Genomic DNA, 19,505 nt, shown 5'->3' on the forward strand with positions numbered 1-19,505 from the left:
TTATACTCCTCTAGGGAGGGGTTAGGGGTGGGTATTGTAGGCAGTATTTCGCAAACAGTTCGTAAAAATTTCATAGGTAAAAATCTAATTTAATCTCCTTAGTTTGATTTACCTTTTAGAACAATTCATCATCCATATTACCCACCCCTTAATCCCCTCCCGAGAGGGGAGATTTGCGTTTTTGTTTGCGAGTTTCTAACAAATTATCATATATAGTTACTTAGATGAATATCCCGATCAAGTTTTGAAGTCTATAGTTACACTGTTGACGTTAGGGACAAAGATTATTTAAGCAAGAACTATTCCCCCCAAGAGGGGATTATTGCGTTTTTGATTGGGAGTATTTGACCAAAAAGCAATTTAAAGTCGCTTAGTAAATTTTTTCACGAAGGATTAAATACATGCTCAAACTGTTCCCCTCTTGGGAGGGGCTAGGGGTGGGTTTTGTAAGTACTATAATTTAAAATGATTTGAATTCAATAAATAATTATAGAATTAGTCCGAATCCCTAGAATCTAAGAAAATACCGTACTCGGTATCAACTCCTCAACAATTTCACCATCTTTTAAATACACGTAATAAGAATGGTTTTCATCATTTAACGAAACAGAAGTATGAACTTCACCATCAATAAAATGAATTGCAGAACGGTCGTCGCAGGCGTAACCATTAGAAAGTTTACCTGTTTTTATATTATCGAAATACAAAGGTCTACGTGAAGTTTCTGAATTGTAATGCGGACAGTGGCTTTTGTCAATAAATGCCATACCACCAACGATACTTAATTCTTTAGGTCTGGAGTCTGTAGTACCGCCATTAAACCAACATAAAGACCCAGCGCTACCGCCGCCCATAACTACGCCTTTATCATAGGCTTTTTTAAGAGCGATATCAATACCTTGGGCTTTCCAAATTGCTAACATGTTTAAGGTGTTACCTCCACCCACAATGATAGCATCCATTCGAGAGATAATCTCCTCGAAAGATTCTTTTTGGTCGTATGAATTTATCCAGACGGAAAGTACATGCGGAGTAACGTCTATTTGAGAGCACACATCATAGAAAGAAGCAATATATTGTTCATCTTCACCGCTAGCTGTTGGTATAAAGCACATATTTGGTTTTTCCTTACCTGTAGCTTTTGCGATGTAATTTAAAAATGGTACGGTATGACGACCGCTGCCATAAATAACCAGTTGCTTTTTCATAATGTAGTGTGTTAGTATAAATGAAATTCTAACAGAAGCTATTCGCTTCTGCTAGAGTCATTTCTTTTTTTAGGTCTACTCGTATTTCTATTGTTCTTTCCTCGAAAGTTGTTGCCACCAGGTCTGTTACGGTTTTTATTTTTATTGCCGTTATTTCTTGGTTGTTGAGCTGGTTTCTCATCTTGTGCATCATCAGAATCCCCATCAGTAAATTGATGCTCTGGCATGCGTGGTATAGGTTGCTTTATTAGCTTTTCAATATCACGTAAGTATGCTCTTTCTTCTTTATCACAAAAGGAAATTGCGATTCCGCTTGCATTTGCACGCCCAGTTCTACCAATACGGTGTACATAAGTTTCAGAAACATTAGGTAAATCGTAATTAACAACTAATGATAAATCTTCAACATCGATACCCCTTGCGGCAATATCGGTAGCTACTAATACTTTCAACGACCCATCTTTAAAACTACCTAAAGCTTTTTGTCTAGCCGTTTGCGATTTGTTACCATGTATTGCAGCAGAACTTATACCAGCTTGGTCTAATTTCTTTACAATCTTATTTGCACCGTGTTTAGTTCTTGAAAATACAATAAGCGTATTCTCAGGGTTTTCATTAATAAGGTGAATAAGAAGTTTAGGCTTATTCGCTTTACTAACAAAATAGACACCTTGTTCAACCTTCTCTGCGGTTGCTTGTTCAGGTTTAATAGTAACACGTTCAAAATCACCAAGCATTTTACGAGAAAGTTCTACGATATCTTTAGGCATGGTTGCCGAGAAGAACAACGATTGTCTTTTAGCTGGTAATTTTGCAATGATTTTTTTAATGTCGTGAATGAAACCCATATCCAACATTTGGTCGGCTTCATCTAAAACTACATGCTCTAAATCTCTAAAAGAAATAAAACCTTGGTTCATTAAATCTAATAAACGACCGGGAGTAGCTATTAAAATATCAACGCCACCTCTAAGTGCATTTACTTGTTTACCTTGTTTTACACCGCCAAAAATAACAGTATTACGTAAGCCAGTATGTTTACCGTAAGCCGTAAAGCTTTCGGCAATCTGTATGGCAAGTTCACGAGTAGGAGTAACAATCAGTGCTTTTATCTTTCGTTTGTTTTGGCTTAAACTAATACCTTCATATAATTGATGAAGTATTGGAATACCAAAAGCAGCTGTCTTACCAGTACCTGTTTGTGCAACACCTAAAAGATCTTTGCCTTTAAGTAATATAGGAATTGATTGTTCTTGAATTGGAGTAGGGTGAGTATAACCTTCGGCTTCTAAGGCTTTTAGGATTGGTTCGGCTAGGCCGAGTTCTTTAAATGTCATAATTTTTAATAAAGCGCGAAGTTACGGCTATTATTAAAAGGATTTGAAAAAAACCTTTCCTCTTGTGTAATGGCTTATAAGGGATAATGATGCTAAAATGTCCATTTGTGTTATAAATGGATCGCTACACAACATTTTTTTGACCATAGGTGTCTATTTGGTTAGCTTTATTTTGTTAATTATTGTTGAATGATATTGAGGTATAAATTTTTCATTTGTAGTATTTTATGTTGTTTGATGACGAGTCTTGTAAAAGGGCAAGGCACAGATTTACCTCCGGTACTGTCGGCAACAGGAAATCAGCTGTATTGTCCGGCTGCATCACTGCCCGTAGCACAATCCATAAGTATTACTGATCCAGATGATACAAGTACTTCTGCCGTTTATATACAAATATCTAACGGTTATATCAATGGCGAGGATATTTTGACACTAACTGGATTTCATCCTAACATTACTACAAGTTGGGATATTGTGCAAGGTGAGTTAACCTTACAAGGTCCTGCAACATATACCGAATTTGAAGCTGCGGTCTTAGAGACTGAATTCTCTAGCAGTTCCCTAACTCCATCTGGAATTAGGCAATTTTCGATTACAGTAGGTGAGGCTAATTTTTTACCTTCTACCCAGCATTATTACGAATTTGTTTCTGCACCAGGTATTTCTTGGACAGCAGCAGAGGCCGCCGCATCTGCTCGAACTTATTTTGGATTACAAGGATATTTGGTAACGCTTACAACACAGGAAGAAGCTGATTTTTCTGGAGCACAAGCCAGTGGTTTTGGATGGATAGGGGCAACAGATTTAGCAGTTGAAGGTGAATGGCGTTGGGTTACTGGACCTGAGGCAGGGACTCAATTCTGGCAAGGACTCTCTAATGGTACAGAACTAACTTTCGCCAATTGGAATGGTGGTGAACCTAATAACGTTGGTAGTAATGGAGAAGACTATGCGCACATTGCAGCAGCATCTGTAATTAGAGGTGGAGCGCCAATAGGTGCTTGGAACGATTTACCAAACAATGGGGGTGGGGGAGCTTATGCTTCACAAGGTTATGTAGTAGAATACGGTGGTATGCCGGGTGACCCAGTTTTGAATATTTCTGCCACCACTAGCTTAACTGTTAGTAAGTGTAATGTAATTACCAATAGAAGAATTACGTACCGGGTAAAGAATTAAATGTAGCGCTAGAACTTTTATGTCCTATAGTCCACACACGCGATTCAACACTATAAGATAGCAACCTTCATCTATTTTAATTAGGCAAAAGAACACTATTATAATGTGTCAAAACTAACCGACAACTGTTTTATTGAATATACACAGAGTTTTTATCATTTTTTTTGAGGTGTTCTACAACTTTAAATTCATTCCGTTTAACCATTTCATACTGGTCAGACCAGCTACTTTACACCCATGTAAGATAGGTACTAAATATTCTTTGAAGAGATATTTTGCTCGAACTTTTTTGTCGGAAGGTCTTAGAATTTTTTTGACAGTATATCTTTAAACATCTTATTATCGAGACTTACGTCGGCATACATTTTGCTTAAGTCTCAGATTTTCTCTTCTAAATCTTTCAGGCGTTTGAGTTCCTGTTTTTCCATACCACCGTACTTTTTACACCAGTTTTCAGTTTTCAGTTTTCAGTTGCCAGTATTAAGTATTAGGTACAAAGTACAAAGTATAAAGTATAAAGTAGAAAAGAGATAATAGAGTAGAGAGGAAAGACTACAGGCAATAACAATTTAGCTACGCAAAATTTTATTTTCCAACAACCAACAACCAATTAAAGTCCCACCATTGCAGCTTCGGCACAACGTTCTCCGTCCATAGCGGCAGATACGATTCCACCAGCATAACCACCGCCTTCACCACAAGGGAAAAGACCTTTAATAACAGGGTGTTCTAATTTTTCATTTCTTGGAATACTTATGGGTGATGAAGTTCTAGATTCTACACCTACAATATTTGCCTCGGCAGTATAATACCCATGCATTTTATCACCGAATGCTTTGAAGCCTTGGCGTAGTCTACCACCTATAAGTTTGGGTAATAGTGAATGTAGTGGAGCAGAGTTGAGTCCGGGTTGATATGAAGTCGGATTTAAATCTACAGAAAGGTTTCCTTCTACAAAATCTGTCAATCGTTGTGCGGGAGCAGTTTGTGTTCTTCCTCCAGAGGTAAAAGCCAATCGCTCTAAAGCCTTCTGATATTCTAATCCTTTTAATGCTCCAAATTTCTCGTACTTGGGAATATCTTTATCTACGTTAATTTCAACCACGATACCCGAATTTGCATACAGGTTATTTCGTTTCGACGGAGACATTCCGTTCACGACAACCTCACCAGGTGACGTTGCGGCGGGAACTATGAATCCGCCAGGGCACATACAAAAAGAATATACACCACGTTCTTTAACTTGTTCTACCAAACTATAGGAAGCAGCGGGTAGCAATTCGCTACGATCACCAGAGCAATGATATTGAATACTATCTATAATATGTTGCGGATGCTCTACACGAACACCCATAGCAAATGACTTTGCTTCAAGTGCAATATCTTTTTTATGCAGTAAATCGAAAATATCGCGAGCTGAATGTCCCGTTGCCAAGATTACCCGTTCCACAGCCATTTCATCATTCTCGTTTAAAACAATCGCTTTTAAGGTATTTTCTTTAATAACGAAATCGGTCACTTTAGTATTAAAATGAATTTCACCACCGTGATGCTGAATTACTTCACGAATATTCTGAACAATTTTAGGAAGTTTATTCGTGCCAATATGCGGATGAGCATCAACCAGAATCTGGTCTGTAGCACCGTGAAAAACTAAACTTTCAAAAATGCGACGAACATCGCCACGTTTAAGGCTACGGGTATATAATTTTCCGTCAGAATAAGTGCCTGCACCACCTTCACCAAAACAGTAATTGCTTTCAGGGTTTACCTGATGGTCTTGGTTGATGGCTTTTAAATCTCGTCTACGATCTTTTACATTATTACCACGCTCAAGAACAATAGGTTTGTAACCCATTTCTAAACAACGTAATGCAGCCCACATCCCAGCTGGTCCGAATCCTACAATATGAATTGGTTTTGCGTTCGATACATCTTTGTATTTAAAGTTAAGGGCATCGCTAGGGGCAGGTTCATTAATATAAATCGCCAGTTTGTAATTAAAGAAAATTTTAGGCTTACGAGCATCAATAGATTTACGAAGTACCTTAATTTTAAAGGTGCCATCTTCGAGTCCTAAGTACTTTGCCGCACGAATTTCTAATCCGTTAGGTGTGCCTTCTTCCTTTAATGTTAACCGCAATTGTACATTTCTGACCATGCTGCAAAATTAAATGAAATTAAATTACTGATTTAATTATCCTGACATTCCTTTTAAGGTAATTTGAATCATAGATTTATTTAGATATTTCATTTAAAGCTTGTTTGAAAGAGTTTACGGAGCGTGTAATATCAGAAGCTGTTGTCGCCCAAGAACAGATACTTATTCTAATCACTTTTTTACCTTTCCATATGGATCCGCCTGCCCAACATTCTCGTAACTCTTGAACCCTTTTCAGCACATTATCGGTAAGTGCATCGGTTTCACATTGAATTAATACTTGATTAAAAACAACGTCATTAAGAACAGAGAATCCGTCTACAATCTTAATTTCATTGGCAAACTGATTGGCTCTTAGGTGCATTTCATAAATCATTTCATCAATACCATTTTTGCCTAAATATTTCATTGTTGCCCATAGCTCAATAACTCTGGCTCTGCGTGACATCTCTGGTGTATAGAACATACCATCTCGCTTTTCGCCTGTTATAATGTAGCTTCCGGTCATATGTAGGGCAGATCTAATTGCAGCTTCATCTTCACAAAGTACAATGCCGCAATCATACGGAGTGTTTAGAGTTTTATGTCCGTCAACAGCCCAAGAGTTGGCTCCTTCAATACCCTTTGTTAAATGTTTTAATTTATCTACGGCACCGGCCCACAGACCAAAAGCACCATCAATATGTACCCATGACCCTGCCTTTTTTGCAATTTTACATAGCTCGGAGAAATTATCAAAAGAACCGCTATTAACATTCCCAGCTTGTAGAATTAATATAGTTCTTTCATCTAATTGAGGTAAATTATTCAGCTCTAGTCTACCTTGATCATCAACATCTACCCATTCAATATTTTCTTTACCAAATCCTAAAAGTCCTATTGCTTTTAGAATAGTAGAATGCGCATGTTTACCAGTAACAATTCGTAATTGAGGAGCATTGAACAAACCTTTATCGTTAATATCCCAATTAAGGTTGGATAGTAATCTAAAGCGCGCAGCTGCTAATCCGCAGAAATTAGCAGTAGAAGTGCCACTTACAAAACCTGCGACAGTACTTTCAGGAAGATTTAAAATCTCTTTTAACCATTTCTCAACAACAGTTTCTAGTACTGATCCAATAGGGGAGAGCACATGCATGGCAGGTGCTTGATCCCAAAATGTAGATATTACTTTTGCGGCTAAACTTACAGGTATAGCGCCACCAGAAACAAAGCCGAAGTATCTAGCACCTGTTGTTGTAACTGTTGCTGGAGAACCGTATTGGTTTAAAAAATCTAAAACATCATTGGCTTTGCTCGAATTCTGCGGCATAGATTCATCGAATTTATCTAAGTCAGATAATGCCTGTTCAGTTGGATATACATTTCTTTCAAAAACACTTTCTAGATATTCTTTTGCGAATTGAGACGCTTTTTCAAAAATGATTTTCTCATCCACTTCTTTATACATCTGTTTCTGTACTTTACTTGTGCTTTTCATTTTATATATTTTTAGAATTGTTACTGATTATCGCTTTCAAAATTGAACAATTTATAAATACCATAACAGATTCAGTTTTTGTAAATTTAACCAGTACAGATAAAAAATCATATTGAAATCAATACCCACAAAAAGTTATAAATACATAGAAATTGCTAACAGTATAGAGCAACAAATTTATGATGGAGTTCTTAAGTTAGGCGATAAGTTACCTTCATTACGTGTATTGCAGCAAGAATACGGCGTTAGCATAAGTACAGTTCTACAGGCGTATTATCAATTAGAGGCAAAAAGTTTAATTGAGCCTAAAGCAAAATCTGGATATTTTGTCATTTTTTGCTCAGCGGATATTCCAAAGAGTCCTGTGAAGAGTAGTCCGGATCAATCATCTGTAAAAAGTAGTTCAACAGAAATTATCGTTGATTTTTTTCAAAACCTTTCTATTGAAAAGGGCGTTGATTTTTCATTGGGTGTACCATCAAAAGAGTTGTTACCTATTGCGAAGTTAAACAAGGTTATGCATGATGCAATTATATCGTTGCCGCTAGGTGGCAGTGCACAAGGCGATATTTTAGGACGTGAGAATTTACGAAGACAAATAGCGCGAAGGTCTATTTTATGGGGAGGTAAACTTACAGAAAATGATTTAATCATAACATCTGGTTGTACCAGCGCATTATCATTTTCTTTGATGACCGTAACGAAGCCAGGAGATACCATTGCAGTAGAAAGCCCTGTTTATTTTGGATTATTACAACTTGCAAAGACATTAGGGTTAAGGGTTCTAGAGTTGCCAACAGATCCCCTTACAGGTATAGACTTGAATGCCTTAGAAAAAGCAATTGACAATAATGATATTAAAGCAATTGCAATAATTTCTAATTTTAATAACCCTATGGGGAATACAATGTCTGATGATGGTAAAAAGGCATTGGTGAAAATTATTCAAAAACATAACATTCCACTTATAGAAGATGATATATATGGTGATATTTATTATGGCGAAAGTAGACCTACTACATGTAAAACCTATGATGATACAGGTCTTGTAATTCTATGCGGCTCTTTTTCTAAAACACTTGCTTGTGGGTATAGGGTAGGATGGGTGGCACCAGGTAACTATTTCGATGAAATCGTGAAACTAAAACTTTATTTGTCTTCAACCACGGCGACAATTACCGAAGAAGCATTGGCGTTATTTTTAGAAAAGGGTAGGTATGACCATCATTTAAGAAAGTTACGGCATACGCTACATACGAACAGTTTGAAATTTTTAAAAGCTATTGTAGCATATTTTCCAAAAGATACACGAGTAAGCAAACCAAAGGGAGGTTTTCTATTATGGGTAGAATTAGCTGTAACTATAGATACAGAGGTACTCTATAAGTTAGCGGAATGTGAAGAAATTAGATTTTTTCCTGGAAAGATTTTTACACTCCAAGATCAGTACAACAATTGTCTTCGTCTTAGTTACGGACTGGTTTGGAATGAAGAAATAGATAATGCTTTATACCGTTTAGGAATACTCATTAAAAACTATGAGCAGATAAAGAACTAAGCATTTATTTGTTTAAAATTACTTTTCTACAATAGTTCTAAAAGTCAAATTTACTCTAGGGTTTTTACTTTTAGTAGTTGGCGGCAATCGATGTAACCAATTTGTTTGCGTTTCATCTTTCATAATCAATAAGCTGCCATGTTCTAAAACCAATTCTACTTTCTCTTTAGTTTCTTTATGTTTAAATGCGAATTTGCGTTCATCGCCAAAACTAAGAGAAGCAATGGCTCCGTTCTTCTTTAGGTCTTTTTCTCCATCGCTGTGCCAAGCCATACCCTCGCTACCGTCGTGATATAAGTTTAGTAGGCACGAGTTAAACGTTTCTCCTGTTTCTTGTTCTATTCTATCTTTTAATGCCAGTAATTCCATCGTCCACGGTAAAGCCTCTTTTGTAGTATTAGAGTAAGTATATTCGAATGGTTTTTCGCCATACCAAGCTACTTTACGTTTGGTAATAATCTTTTTTCCAAAGATGATAGCTTCATCATTTTTCCAAACAATGTTATTGAGTAGTTTATCTAGGTAATTCTCAGCTTCCTGTTGGGTAAGTATTTTTCCGTAGTAATTAACTGTTCCTCCCTGCGGAAGCAAGTTTTTACTATGGTCAACCTTTATATCGAATAATTTCATTTTCTAATTCATGCTCGTGTGCTTTTACAAGCTAATAAAATTTTAACGCTTTAAAAAACAAAAGCGAATAGCTAACCTTTTTTTATAAGATTATCTACTCGCTTTTATAATTAAAGAGAACTTTGTTGATATAGACTATTTGCTTTTAAGCAAGTTTTTAATCGTTTTGTTCCATTTTTCTATAGACTGAAACTCTCCGCTCAATTGATAGTTTACTTCAGCATTATAGAATTCAAAAACGGTATCGGGTTCATTTGCCTTTTTAGAAAAAAGATTCAAAAGTAAACGCTCTGTTATTTTCTCTTTTCTAGCATACGATTTGCCGATATTGGCAATTTCAGAGGTCTTAATGGTAGATAAATCGGCGTATTGTTGATTTAAAACATCACCATTTTTAGAAATAAAGAATACGAATTTTTTCTGTGCATCAACACCTATGGCGTAGTGACCAAAAATTTCATGTTCCGTTATTTGACAATTATGTTTACTGGCAACATCGTTAAGAGATGTCATCATTTGTTTTTCTTTCGTTTTTCTACTTCTGCTAGTTACAACAAAAGGCATTGCACAAAGTGCAACAGATGCTAAACCAATAGCGGCTATTCCTAATTCCATTTTCTAATTTTTTAAATATGATATATTGTTTTCTGTATGATGTTTTAAATAACATCATATTAAATAGTTACATATGGTTACCAAAACGATAACCTTTAAAAAAATGGATTACCAGAAACTATGGAAAGGGAAGATGTAATCAGACTTTCTATGTCTTATCAATAACGTATTAGCGAACAGTTGGTACTGCTTTATTCTTGCTGCAAAGCGTAACTCACTATTATTTATATGTGAGATTAAACTTGTGAACGGTAATTTGTAATTCGGTGATGATACTTCCGCAACATCAGAAACTGAAATTTCAGATTGCTGTGCATGTGGAGATAATGTCTTTGTAGATTCTTTGAATAAGGATTGCTTATTATTGCTAAGGTTTATTACAACCTCATTAGAAAATGGTAACGTATTTGCAGAACTATATATCCCGAAACAATAAATTGTAACGAGTAAAAGCACTTTAAATATGTTATTTATACTTTTCATATTAAGCAATAACCGCTTGGTTTAGAATTACATTAACTTCTTTCAAACTTTCGTCATTATCTAGCAGCAATACTAGAGTATCATTAGCTTCTATAATGGTAGAACCTCCGGGTCTAACAAAAGTGCCATCTCGTTTGATCATTACAATGAATGCAGCTCTTGGTAAGTGCAAATCTATTATACGTTTATCTACCGCAAAACTATTTGGCAAAATTATAACTTCTTCCATAGCAGATTTCGGTAGATTGAGAATATATCTATCATTTTCTGCTATAGGTTTCACTTCGTCAGGTAAAGCAACATTCAGCCATTTTGCAAAAATAGACAATGTAGTACCTTGAATTAGTACTGATGAAACCGATATAAAGAATACAATGCTGAAAATGATATTCGCTTTGTCAATACCTGCAAGTAGGGGATAGGTAGCAAATACAATTGGTACGGCACCACGCAAACCCACCCAAGAGATATAGAATCTTCTACCCATTTTCATTTTAAAGAACATTAAGCTGAGAAAAACACTTACCGGTCTTGCTACTAGAATGAGAAATACTGAAATTAGTAATCCGATGCCTAAATATGGAATAATTTGCGATGGAAAAACTAATAATCCTAAGGTTAGGAACAATACAATTTGCATTAACCAAGCCATACCATCGAACATCTTTAAAATGGTCGATTTATGTATTAAATCTTGATTACCTAAATATACGGCACAAATGTAAATGGCTAAGAATCCGTTACCACCAACAGCATCTGTAGCTGAAAAGGTGATGAACATTAGAGCGATTACCAATACTGGGTAAAGGCCTTCAAAACCAAGTTTGATTTTATTGATGATAATCTCACTCAATTTACCAAAAGCAAATCCACCTATAGCTCCCAGTATCATTTGTTGTAAAAATAGGGGTATGATGGAAAGAACACTTAAATCTTGATTAATGACCAAGGTTAAAAAAGCAAGTGTTAGTACATAGGCCATAGGGTCGTTACTACCACTTTCTAGTTCTAATGTAGGTCTAAGGTTGCTTTTTAACGCTAAGTTCTTTGAGCGTAATATGGAGAAGACAGCGGCGGCATCGGTAGATGAAACTATAGATCCCAAAAGCATACTCTCGTAAATGGTGAAGTCTGTAATGTAGTACACAAAAGTACCTAGTGTAAGTGCTGTAAGTAAAACTCCTAAGGTAGAAAGTACCAAACCTTCTTTTAAAATCGGTTTTACAGCTTTCCAGTTGGTATCTAATCCACCAGAAAAGAGAATAAAGTTCAAAGAAACGATACCTATAAATTGAGCAAGCTTGGGGTCGTCGAACTGAATGCCACCAATACCATCAGAACCTGCCAGCATACCAATAGCCAAGAAAAGGATTAATGTAGGTACCCCAAACTTGTAGGAGGTCTTACCTACTATAATGCTAATAAACAGCAGAATAGAACCTACAAGAAGTATGTTTTCAATGGTAAGATTCATTGGTGGTTATTAACTTAAATTTTGTAGCTGTAAAGTTAATTTATTTATCAAAAATTCAATGTAAATGTTAAGGTTTGGCACAATGTTAACATGTTGTATTAATACCGGAAGTTGCAAGAAAAATTATTGTCTTTTAATCTTAAGGTCAAGTTAATGATTATTAAGATCTTCCCAATTAATATTTTACATAGTTTATTATAAATACATTTGCATGTATCAATATATTAAATTCATCATGGAGCTAAAACAAATAGAAAAAATATCTAAAGCATTAAGTGATGTCAATCGTCTAAAAATATTACAATACATGCAAAAGAATCAAGGTAAGGTAGAATGTACTAAAGCATGTGATTTATTAGATTTAGCACAACCTTCTATTAGTCATCATATAAAGAAACTAGTAGAATCGGAATTAATAAGTCAACATAAAATTGGTCGTAATTATAACTATTCACTGAATCATGAAGTGTGGGATAATTATATGTTGAGGTTGCAAAATTTGTAATTTTTTAAAATAGATATATAGATACTTTTAAATATATAAATGAATTTAATAGTATGAAAAAAATAAAATATTCCATATTAGATTTAGCCATAGTATCGCAGGGGACTACATTGAAAGATACCTTTGATCATTCGGTAGCTTTGGCACGAGCTGCGGAAGAATCTGGCTATACCCGTTTTTGGTTGGCAGAGCATCATAATTCAGTAGCTATAGGTAGTAGTGCAACATCTATTTTAATAGGTAAAATTGCTGAAGAGACAAAAACAATACGAGTTGGTTCTGGCGGAATAATGTTACCTAACCATTCCCCGTTAATTATAGCGGAGCAGTTTGGTACCTTAGGCATATTATATCCTAAACGAATAGACTTAGGCTTGGGTCGCGCGCCGGGTACAGATCAGTTGACAGCACAAGCCATACGTTCAGATTTTTATCAAGCAGCTCAGTCATTTCCTTTAGAAGTTGAAAAAATACAACGCTACTTTTCTCCTGAAAATGCCCATGCAAAAGTACGTGCTACTTTAGCCGAAGGGGTAGAGGTGCCTTTATACATTTTAGGTTCAAGTACTGATAGTGCACATTTAGCAGCTAAAAAAGGTTTGCCTTATGCTTTTGCGAGTCACTTCGCTACAACCCACTTAATGAATGCGTTGAAAATTTATCATAATGAATTTCAGCCTTCACAAGAGTTGGAAAAACCTTATACGGCTGCTGGAGTAAACATCATTATTGCAGATACGGACGAAGAAGCAGAACGCATTTCTACATCGTTATATAAAATGATAATTGCACTGTTGACGGGTAATAGAACCTTTATGCAACCACCAGTTGACATGACAGATGATTTGCGTGAGTTAAGTCAGAACCCTGCTGTGCAGCAAATGTTGAAATACTCATTTATTGGAAGCAAAGAGACCGTTAAAAAACAAGTACAGCAGTTTATATCAGATACTCAGGTAGATGAATTGATTGCAGTGACCAATATTTACGACGGTAAAGACCGTATAAAATCTTATCAACTGTTTGCGGAGATTATGAAAGAATTGAACGTTGAAACACCTTTGCTTTAAGCTTATTTGTTACTATTGATAGGTGTTTTTAATTATGTTTAAAATATGGTAGTATGCTGAATATTGAGCTTTAATTTTAGATCTTGGTCTTCTTTCTTTAGTGTAAGTTCCATTATTTATTTTTGATTTTACCACCTTATAATTCAATTTAATGGCTACAAGTGGGAGCAGAAAATCTAGCCCCCACTTTAGGTTATATTCCTTTACAACTTGTTGTTGTAAAACTATTTTTAAAACATTCTTTCCATATAATAAAACCCCAGACGAAACAGGGTTGAAGTTCGTTATATTAAGGTTTTCGTTTAAATAAAGTTCCATTTTCGCTCGTTCTTGAATTTCTAGGGTAGATTGAGTAATTACATTTTCAATTTGCCTTTCACCAACTAAAATTTCATCAAAACTTGGTTGGCTCTCTTTGATGTAATTAATAAACGTATCAAGAAATATGGCATGAGGAAAATCACTATCCATATCACATTTTAAAATGAAATCTGCTTTTGATTTTAATGCTTCTTCAAACAGTTTTTTTGTACTTTTTACAATTCCTTTATTAATACTATTACTTATTATTTGAAGTTCATTGAAAGTATCATCCTTAAATTTATTTAATACAAACAAAGATTCATCTGTACTAAAATCATCTAATACAATTAACTGAAAAGAATAATCTTTGTAATTAGAAATTTGTACTAGAATTGTTTTTAGCGTAGCAATTATATTTTTTTCCTCGTTAAAAGAGGGAATTACAATTACTATTTTAATCATTATTTTGTAATAAGTAAATCATATTTTTTTAGTGTTATTCATTGACATCTATGATAGATTGTCGCTCTCTATTAACGGTGAGTTTTGTTACATCTGGACGTGAATAATGCCCAACAGGGTCAAAATTTTGTCGTTCTTCAAGTACTCTATTAAAATCTATTGTCGTTGTAATAAGACCTTCCTTGTCAATAACCGGTGGTAAGATCCATTCTCCATCCGGTCCGGCAATACAAGAGCCTCCGTTTGCCAGAGTATTTGGGCAGTTTTCAAGAATAGTATCTAAGTGTGGTGTGTCTTTAGGGAAATCGGTTTTGCTCATTAAACTAGAAACGGAAACTACAAAAGATCTAGATTCCCTTGCGATAAATCGTGTAATATCAGCAGTGTTGTAATCGGAACCCGGCCATACGGCAATATGCAAATCTTCTCCCAAACCATATAAAGCGGTGCGCGGAAGAGGCATCCAGTTTTCCCAGCAATTTAGTCCGCCAACAGTAAAGTTTTTTAACTCGTGAACTCGTAAACCATTACCATCACCAGGTGCCCATGTAAGTCGCTCTTCATAGGTGGGCTGTAATTTTCTGTGAACCGATTTAATTTCACCATCACTATTGATATAAACCAGCGAGCAGTAAATACTGTGTCCGCCTCTATTTTTTGCTCGTTCCATTAATCCTAAGTAGATGGCAATCTTATGTTGCTTTGCAAGAGCACAAATGTCATCTAATTCTCCCGCTTCAATTTGAATGGAATTTTTAATATAATGGGCATGAATTTCTTTCTGAACTTTAGAGTCAAACTGAGCACCATCGGTCATGGAAACCCAAAAAGGATAGCCAGGTAATAGAGCTTCACCAAAAACTACAAGCTCACAATCATCTTCACCAGATTTAATGATATAATCCTTGATTTTATCAATAGTCTTCTCTTTATTTAGCCAAACAGGTGAGATTTGAGCCATACCTATTTTAAGGTTATTTTGTTCTGGGGTATCTATTATTTTAGCCATTGCTGAATACTATTTTTATATTATAATTTTGAAATTATTTTTTATCAAGAGAATGTTGATTATTAAATGTATGATAAAGATCAACTTTAATATGAAATATGTAAATATCTAGTTTATAGTCTATTGTGGTTGATTATTTATTCTTTTAAAATGCCGTTTTGGCTAACGCTATAAAAAGAAGTTCCGTCAAAACGGAACAAACCCATATAGCCTCCCAGCCAAATTCTCCCTTCATTATCTTCAAATATACTTTGTATAGCGCCACTTTTAAGTCCGTCTTTTTCGTTGTAATTTGTTGCAATTGTACCGTTGTATCTGTAAACACCAAAACTTTCAATGGGAAACCAAATTTTACCAGCTGTATCTTCAAATAAGCTCCAAACTTCAGTACTGTTTTCTCTTTCCTTTGTAGCAATTTTAGTGAAAGATTTTCCGTCCCAATAACATACTCCTCCGTAATGAGTGGCAAACCAAATGTTACCATTTTTATCCTCTAAAATGTCATTAACAGCGTTATTGCATAATCCGTCGGTTTCTGAAAGATTAAATAATGATTTTCCATCATAATAATAAGCACCTTCGTTAGTGCCGAACCACATAGTATTCTTACTGTCTTCCATTATACTATGTACTATTTTAGCACTTGTAATACCTCTGTTGTAATCTGGTTTGGATTCTGGTAAAGTAAACGAAGTAAATTTTTGACCATCAAATAAATTTATTCCCTCTAAAGTACCTATCCAAATGATACCTTTACTGTCCACAAAAAGACTCCAAACGTTATTGTTGTTAAGTCCATCTTTTTCTGTAAAATTTATAAAAGAACTGCCATTAAATTTTGTTATACCGCGTTCGGTGCCAAACCAAATATTTCCGTCATTATCTTCAATGATTCCCCTAACAGCGACGCCACCAAAACCCTCATTGATAGAAAAATAATCAAGAGATTTTCCATTATACCGTGCAACACCATCTCCATTGGTACCAAACCATAGATTTCCACTTTTATCTTGAAATATCCTCCGAACAAATTCGCTTATGGGTACATCAATAGTCGGTTGCAAAAAAGGACTACTATATTCATTTTTAAGCGGTTGTGTTTTTTGTAATGGAATGTCTTTCAGAGAGGTTCTTGAATCTGTATCGTTTGACTGCTGTTTATTTTCTGTTTGTTGACCGTTGCAAGAAATGATAAAGGCTGAAAACAGGAGTAGGAGTAAAGACGATACACCAGTAATGCCATTATAGATATATGTCGTCTTTTTCATTTATACTGTTTTTAAAATGGTTTACTTGTTGTTGTCTATAATTTTAGTCATTACTGATATTGGTGTTTAATTTAGTTTGAAGCTGTTTTTTAATTCGTTGTGCGAAAATATGATTAGGGTCTAATTCAAGAGCTTTATCAAGGTTTGAAGTTGCTAAAGACAAACTATCCATTTTTAAATAAATACTACCGTATAACACATAAGGTTGAGGTATATTCGGGTCATTGATCTGGGTATTAAATTGGTCGGCAATAGCGAGTGCTTTTTTGAAATTCCCCAAATCAGATTCCAAGGTAGCTGCATAGCTAATAAAAAATAGTATTTTCTTTTGTTTAGGTGTGGTAAGAATGTGTAACGAATCTAAGGCTAATTCAGGTCCGTAAATAGCATTCAATACCTCAATGTATTCTGCCTTTATATATGATTCGTTGGGGTATTTATGTATAAAAGTTCTATAGTTTTTCTCAGCTGTTGACAAGAAATTTGATATAAAATCTTTCTCTAGTTTTATTTGTTGTTCACGTGTATTAAACAGTTCTAGCGTAATCATGGTAACTTCTAAAATCAGTTGGTCGTCTTCACGAACTTTAATTTGAGAGTTATTTAGGTCGTTTAAAATTTGAATTCTTTCCTTGAGATTGGTCGTGTTTTTGCCAACCAACGCCTGCCCGACAATAAAAGTAGAATCGAATGCTACGGCTTTTCTAAATGCTTTTTCAGATAGCGTCCATTGACCATAATCTAGAATATGCTCCCAACCTTTATTAAAGTAAAAAACAGCAGAATCGTTTTTAGCGCCGTAAGTGTAAACGGCTGGTTGGTTAGATGATTTATTTTGTTTTTGCTGACATGAAGTAAACAATACAAAAGCTAGTACATAAAGGGAATACTTCAATGACATGGAAAATAGGTTTAATCGAAAATATTGTTTTTAATTTCATTCGAGCCATTCCAAGATCTAAAATATATTACCGAATCGGCTTGACCTACAATTTTTATTAAATCATCAATAGCTTCTGGTATATATTGAGATTTGTGGCAATCTGATGCGGTATGCCCAAGCAATAAATCTTCCTCATTGAATGGTATTCTATAGGTTAGAAATCTCTTTTGAGTTCTTTTTAAATTATCGTTTAACCATTGTACTAAATCAGTATTAAAGTTGACATTCGTGTTACTTATTTCTTTCGGATACCCGTAATACAAAAGGTTTTGTAAAGATTCTGATGTTTCTCGTTGAAAAACCTCGGTAACCACGTTACTAACAATTCTATGGTCTGGGTGACCGTATTGGCCACCAGGTCCAAAACTAATTACAGTATTGGGTCGGTATTTCGTAAAAAGGCTATCAATTTTTTCGTCTAAAGAATTAATGTTCTCTTTTTGCGCTAAATCTCCGTCTATATAACTAAGAAATATCGGTGGATTAATTCCTAAGGTTTTTGTAACGCATAAGGCTTCTTCTGCACGTATTTCTGCCAATAATTCACCCGCAGGAATATTTGCATGAGGTGTAACTCCTTTTGAGCCATCGGTAACAATCACCAAGTGAATATTTACCCCTTCTTTTTGATACTTCGATAGAATAGGGGATATAACAATCTCATCATCTGGATGAGCAAATATCGCCATTAGGGTTTTGCCGTTATTGGAAGAGATTTTATTTTTAATTGATTTCTTCTCATGATTACCACAGGAAGATAATAGAAGAATAGTTAAAAGAATCGGTAATAGGTTTCTCATTGTGTTGGTTAAGAATGATAACGTTCAATTAACGAATTAATTCAATCAACTTCAAATTTAATTCCTCTGTCAATTCGGGTATGGTTCTTATATGATCCGTATTGGTTTCCCAAAATAGTTTTGGTTCTTTAGCAGCATTAAAAATGTTCTGTCCTCTTTCGAATGGAACAGCCCTGTCTTTAGCACTTTGTATAATAAGTTTAGGTATATTTTTAATTTCAGCTATGTCTCTAATGGCAACATAATCTTGATTATAGTCTTGGACGTTATTGGTAAATGATTTTAAATAAAACGCTCTAAAATTATCTGTAATAAAGCTATGAGCAGATTCTAAAGATCCGTCGAGCACCAGAGCATCAATTTTGGTCTGGTTGTCTTTTGTCAGTTTAACAGCCAATTGACCACCTAAAGACATGCCATATACTATGGTTTTAATACTGTCATTTTTTGTTCGATTCAAAAAATCAGCGAATGCTAACTCTGTATCTTTCATTAAACCTTTGTAAGTCGGTACTCCATTAGATTTTCCATAGCCTCTCCAGTCTGTAGAATAAACCTTAAAGCCATTATCTACAAGAGGTTTAATCAGTTCTTTACCTTGGCTGGTGTTTCCACTGTTGCCACGGACTAAAAATATGTTTGCTTTTGCTTTAGTTGAGGGATGGAATAAATAAGTATGAATATTAATAGAATCTTCTACGGTAAGTATTTGTTCTGAAAAATTTAAATCATCTAAAGTCTCAATTTCTGAAGAAGGTCTATAGAAAAGTTTAGTTTCATTGTTTTGTACCAATGCCTTTATATATTGGTCTGATATATAGATAAATAGACCGTAGGAGGTTATTAAAATTACTAAAACTAAAATTGATCGGATGATAAATTTGATTGGTTTTTTCATATTGGGTGCAACGTATTTGTAGATGTTTTGTTGTTGAAAGAAGCTTTTTAGATTCCTAATGGTCTTAGATATAGCGTATATTCAATTGTATTGTAGTTTGACCTTTTTTGATATCAATTTAG

The 19,505-nt window shown here is 34.9% G+C and carries 18 protein-coding genes; 4 read left to right on the forward strand and 14 right to left on the reverse strand.

What is annotated here, in order from left to right; translation table 11 throughout:
* Nucleotides 1-515: 515 nt before the first annotated feature.
* Entirely contained in the window at nucleotides 516-1,208 is a 693-nt protein-coding gene (locus Q4500_RS11390; protein WP_303599783.1) for a peptidase E, read from the reverse strand.
* 38 nt (nucleotides 1,209-1,246) lie between these two features.
* On the reverse strand, nucleotides 1,247-2,545 hold the full coding sequence (locus Q4500_RS11395; RefSeq protein WP_303599784.1) for a DEAD/DEAH box helicase: 1,299 nt from the start codon (nucleotides 2,543-2,545) through the stop codon (nucleotides 1,247-1,249).
* Between the two features lie 237 nt (nucleotides 2,546-2,782).
* On the opposite strand from Q4500_RS11395, the gene Q4500_RS11400 reads away from it, so the two are divergent.
* Nucleotides 2,783-3,724 carry a C-type lectin domain-containing protein gene (locus Q4500_RS11400; RefSeq protein ID WP_303599785.1) on the forward strand — a complete coding sequence of 314 codons (942 nt, stop codon included), beginning with the start codon at nucleotides 2,783-2,785 and terminating at the stop codon, nucleotides 3,722-3,724.
* Between the two features lie 610 nt (nucleotides 3,725-4,334).
* Here Q4500_RS11400 and Q4500_RS11405 read toward each other — a convergent pair.
* The gene (locus Q4500_RS11405; RefSeq protein ID WP_303599786.1) at nucleotides 4,335-5,885 is read right to left on the reverse strand and encodes an NAD(P)/FAD-dependent oxidoreductase; all 1,551 of its coding nucleotides are present in this window, start codon (nucleotides 5,883-5,885) and stop codon (nucleotides 4,335-4,337) included.
* A 76-nt stretch (nucleotides 5,886-5,961) separates the two neighbouring features.
* On the reverse strand, nucleotides 5,962-7,365 hold the full coding sequence (locus Q4500_RS11410; protein ID WP_303599787.1) for an aminotransferase class V-fold PLP-dependent enzyme: 1,404 nt from the start codon (nucleotides 7,363-7,365) through the stop codon (nucleotides 5,962-5,964).
* Nucleotides 7,366-7,477: 112 nt separating this feature from the next.
* On the opposite strand from Q4500_RS11410, the gene Q4500_RS11415 reads away from it, so the two are divergent.
* A complete protein-coding gene (locus tag Q4500_RS11415) occupies nucleotides 7,478-8,923 on the forward strand; it encodes a PLP-dependent aminotransferase family protein (RefSeq protein WP_303599788.1) in 1,446 nt (481 codons plus the stop codon).
* Nucleotides 8,924-8,941: 18 nt separating this feature from the next.
* On the opposite strand, the gene Q4500_RS11420 is transcribed toward Q4500_RS11415, so the two are convergent.
* From Q4500_RS11420 to Q4500_RS11435, 4 genes are all read right to left on the reverse strand, one after another.
* Nucleotides 8,942-9,553, reverse strand: coding sequence for an alpha-ketoglutarate-dependent dioxygenase AlkB (locus tag Q4500_RS11420; RefSeq protein ID WP_303599789.1), 612 nt, complete (start codon nucleotides 9,551-9,553; stop codon nucleotides 8,942-8,944).
* Between the two features lie 135 nt (nucleotides 9,554-9,688).
* On the reverse strand, nucleotides 9,689-10,168 hold the full coding sequence (locus Q4500_RS11425; protein ID WP_303599790.1) for a hypothetical protein: 480 nt from the start codon (nucleotides 10,166-10,168) through the stop codon (nucleotides 9,689-9,691).
* 108 nt (nucleotides 10,169-10,276) lie between these two features.
* Nucleotides 10,277-10,651 carry a hypothetical protein gene (locus Q4500_RS11430; protein WP_303599791.1) on the reverse strand — a complete coding sequence of 125 codons (375 nt, stop codon included), beginning with the start codon at nucleotides 10,649-10,651 and terminating at the stop codon, nucleotides 10,277-10,279.
* A gap of 1 nt (nucleotide 10,652) precedes the next feature.
* Nucleotides 10,653-12,125: a potassium/proton antiporter gene (locus tag Q4500_RS11435; RefSeq protein WP_303599792.1), complete on the reverse strand. Its 1,473-nt coding sequence runs from the start codon at nucleotides 12,123-12,125 to the stop codon at nucleotides 10,653-10,655.
* Between the two features lie 235 nt (nucleotides 12,126-12,360).
* On the opposite strand from Q4500_RS11435, the gene Q4500_RS11440 reads away from it, so the two are divergent.
* Entirely contained in the window at nucleotides 12,361-12,630 is a 270-nt protein-coding gene (locus Q4500_RS11440) for a helix-turn-helix transcriptional regulator (protein ID WP_303599793.1), read from the forward strand.
* A 53-nt stretch (nucleotides 12,631-12,683) separates the two neighbouring features.
* Nucleotides 12,684-13,700, forward strand: coding sequence for an LLM class flavin-dependent oxidoreductase (locus Q4500_RS11445; protein WP_303599794.1), 1,017 nt, complete (start codon nucleotides 12,684-12,686; stop codon nucleotides 13,698-13,700).
* 12 nt (nucleotides 13,701-13,712) lie between these two features.
* Here Q4500_RS11445 and Q4500_RS11450 read toward each other — a convergent pair whose 3' ends face one another.
* The 6 genes from Q4500_RS11450 to Q4500_RS11475 form a co-directional block, all read right to left on the reverse strand.
* Nucleotides 13,713-14,465, reverse strand: coding sequence for a glycosyltransferase (locus Q4500_RS11450; RefSeq protein WP_303599795.1), 753 nt, complete (start codon nucleotides 14,463-14,465; stop codon nucleotides 13,713-13,715).
* Nucleotides 14,466-14,499: 34 nt separating this feature from the next.
* Nucleotides 14,500-15,474 carry a carbon-nitrogen hydrolase family protein gene (locus tag Q4500_RS11455; RefSeq protein WP_303599796.1) on the reverse strand — a complete coding sequence of 325 codons (975 nt, stop codon included), beginning with the start codon at nucleotides 15,472-15,474 and terminating at the stop codon, nucleotides 14,500-14,502.
* A 137-nt stretch (nucleotides 15,475-15,611) separates the two neighbouring features.
* Nucleotides 15,612-16,742, reverse strand: a complete 1,131-nt coding sequence (locus Q4500_RS11460; protein WP_303599797.1) for a two-component regulator propeller domain-containing protein — start codon at nucleotides 16,740-16,742, stop codon at nucleotides 15,612-15,614.
* A 43-nt stretch (nucleotides 16,743-16,785) separates the two neighbouring features.
* Complete coding sequence (locus tag Q4500_RS11465) at nucleotides 16,786-17,643, reverse strand: hypothetical protein (RefSeq protein ID WP_303599798.1); 858 nt, start codon at nucleotides 17,641-17,643, stop codon at nucleotides 16,786-16,788.
* A gap of 11 nt (nucleotides 17,644-17,654) precedes the next feature.
* On the reverse strand, nucleotides 17,655-18,485 hold the full coding sequence (locus tag Q4500_RS11470) for a PIG-L family deacetylase (RefSeq protein WP_303599799.1): 831 nt from the start codon (nucleotides 18,483-18,485) through the stop codon (nucleotides 17,655-17,657).
* Nucleotides 18,486-18,513: 28 nt separating this feature from the next.
* Complete coding sequence (locus tag Q4500_RS11475) at nucleotides 18,514-19,383, reverse strand: alpha/beta hydrolase (protein WP_303599800.1); 870 nt, start codon at nucleotides 19,381-19,383, stop codon at nucleotides 18,514-18,516.
* Between the last annotated feature and the right edge of the window lie 122 nt (nucleotides 19,384-19,505).

Origin of the sequence: Maribacter sp. 1_MG-2023 (assembly GCF_030547005.1) — a bacterium.
Taxonomy (GTDB): Bacteria; Bacteroidota; Bacteroidia; order Flavobacteriales; family Flavobacteriaceae; genus Maribacter.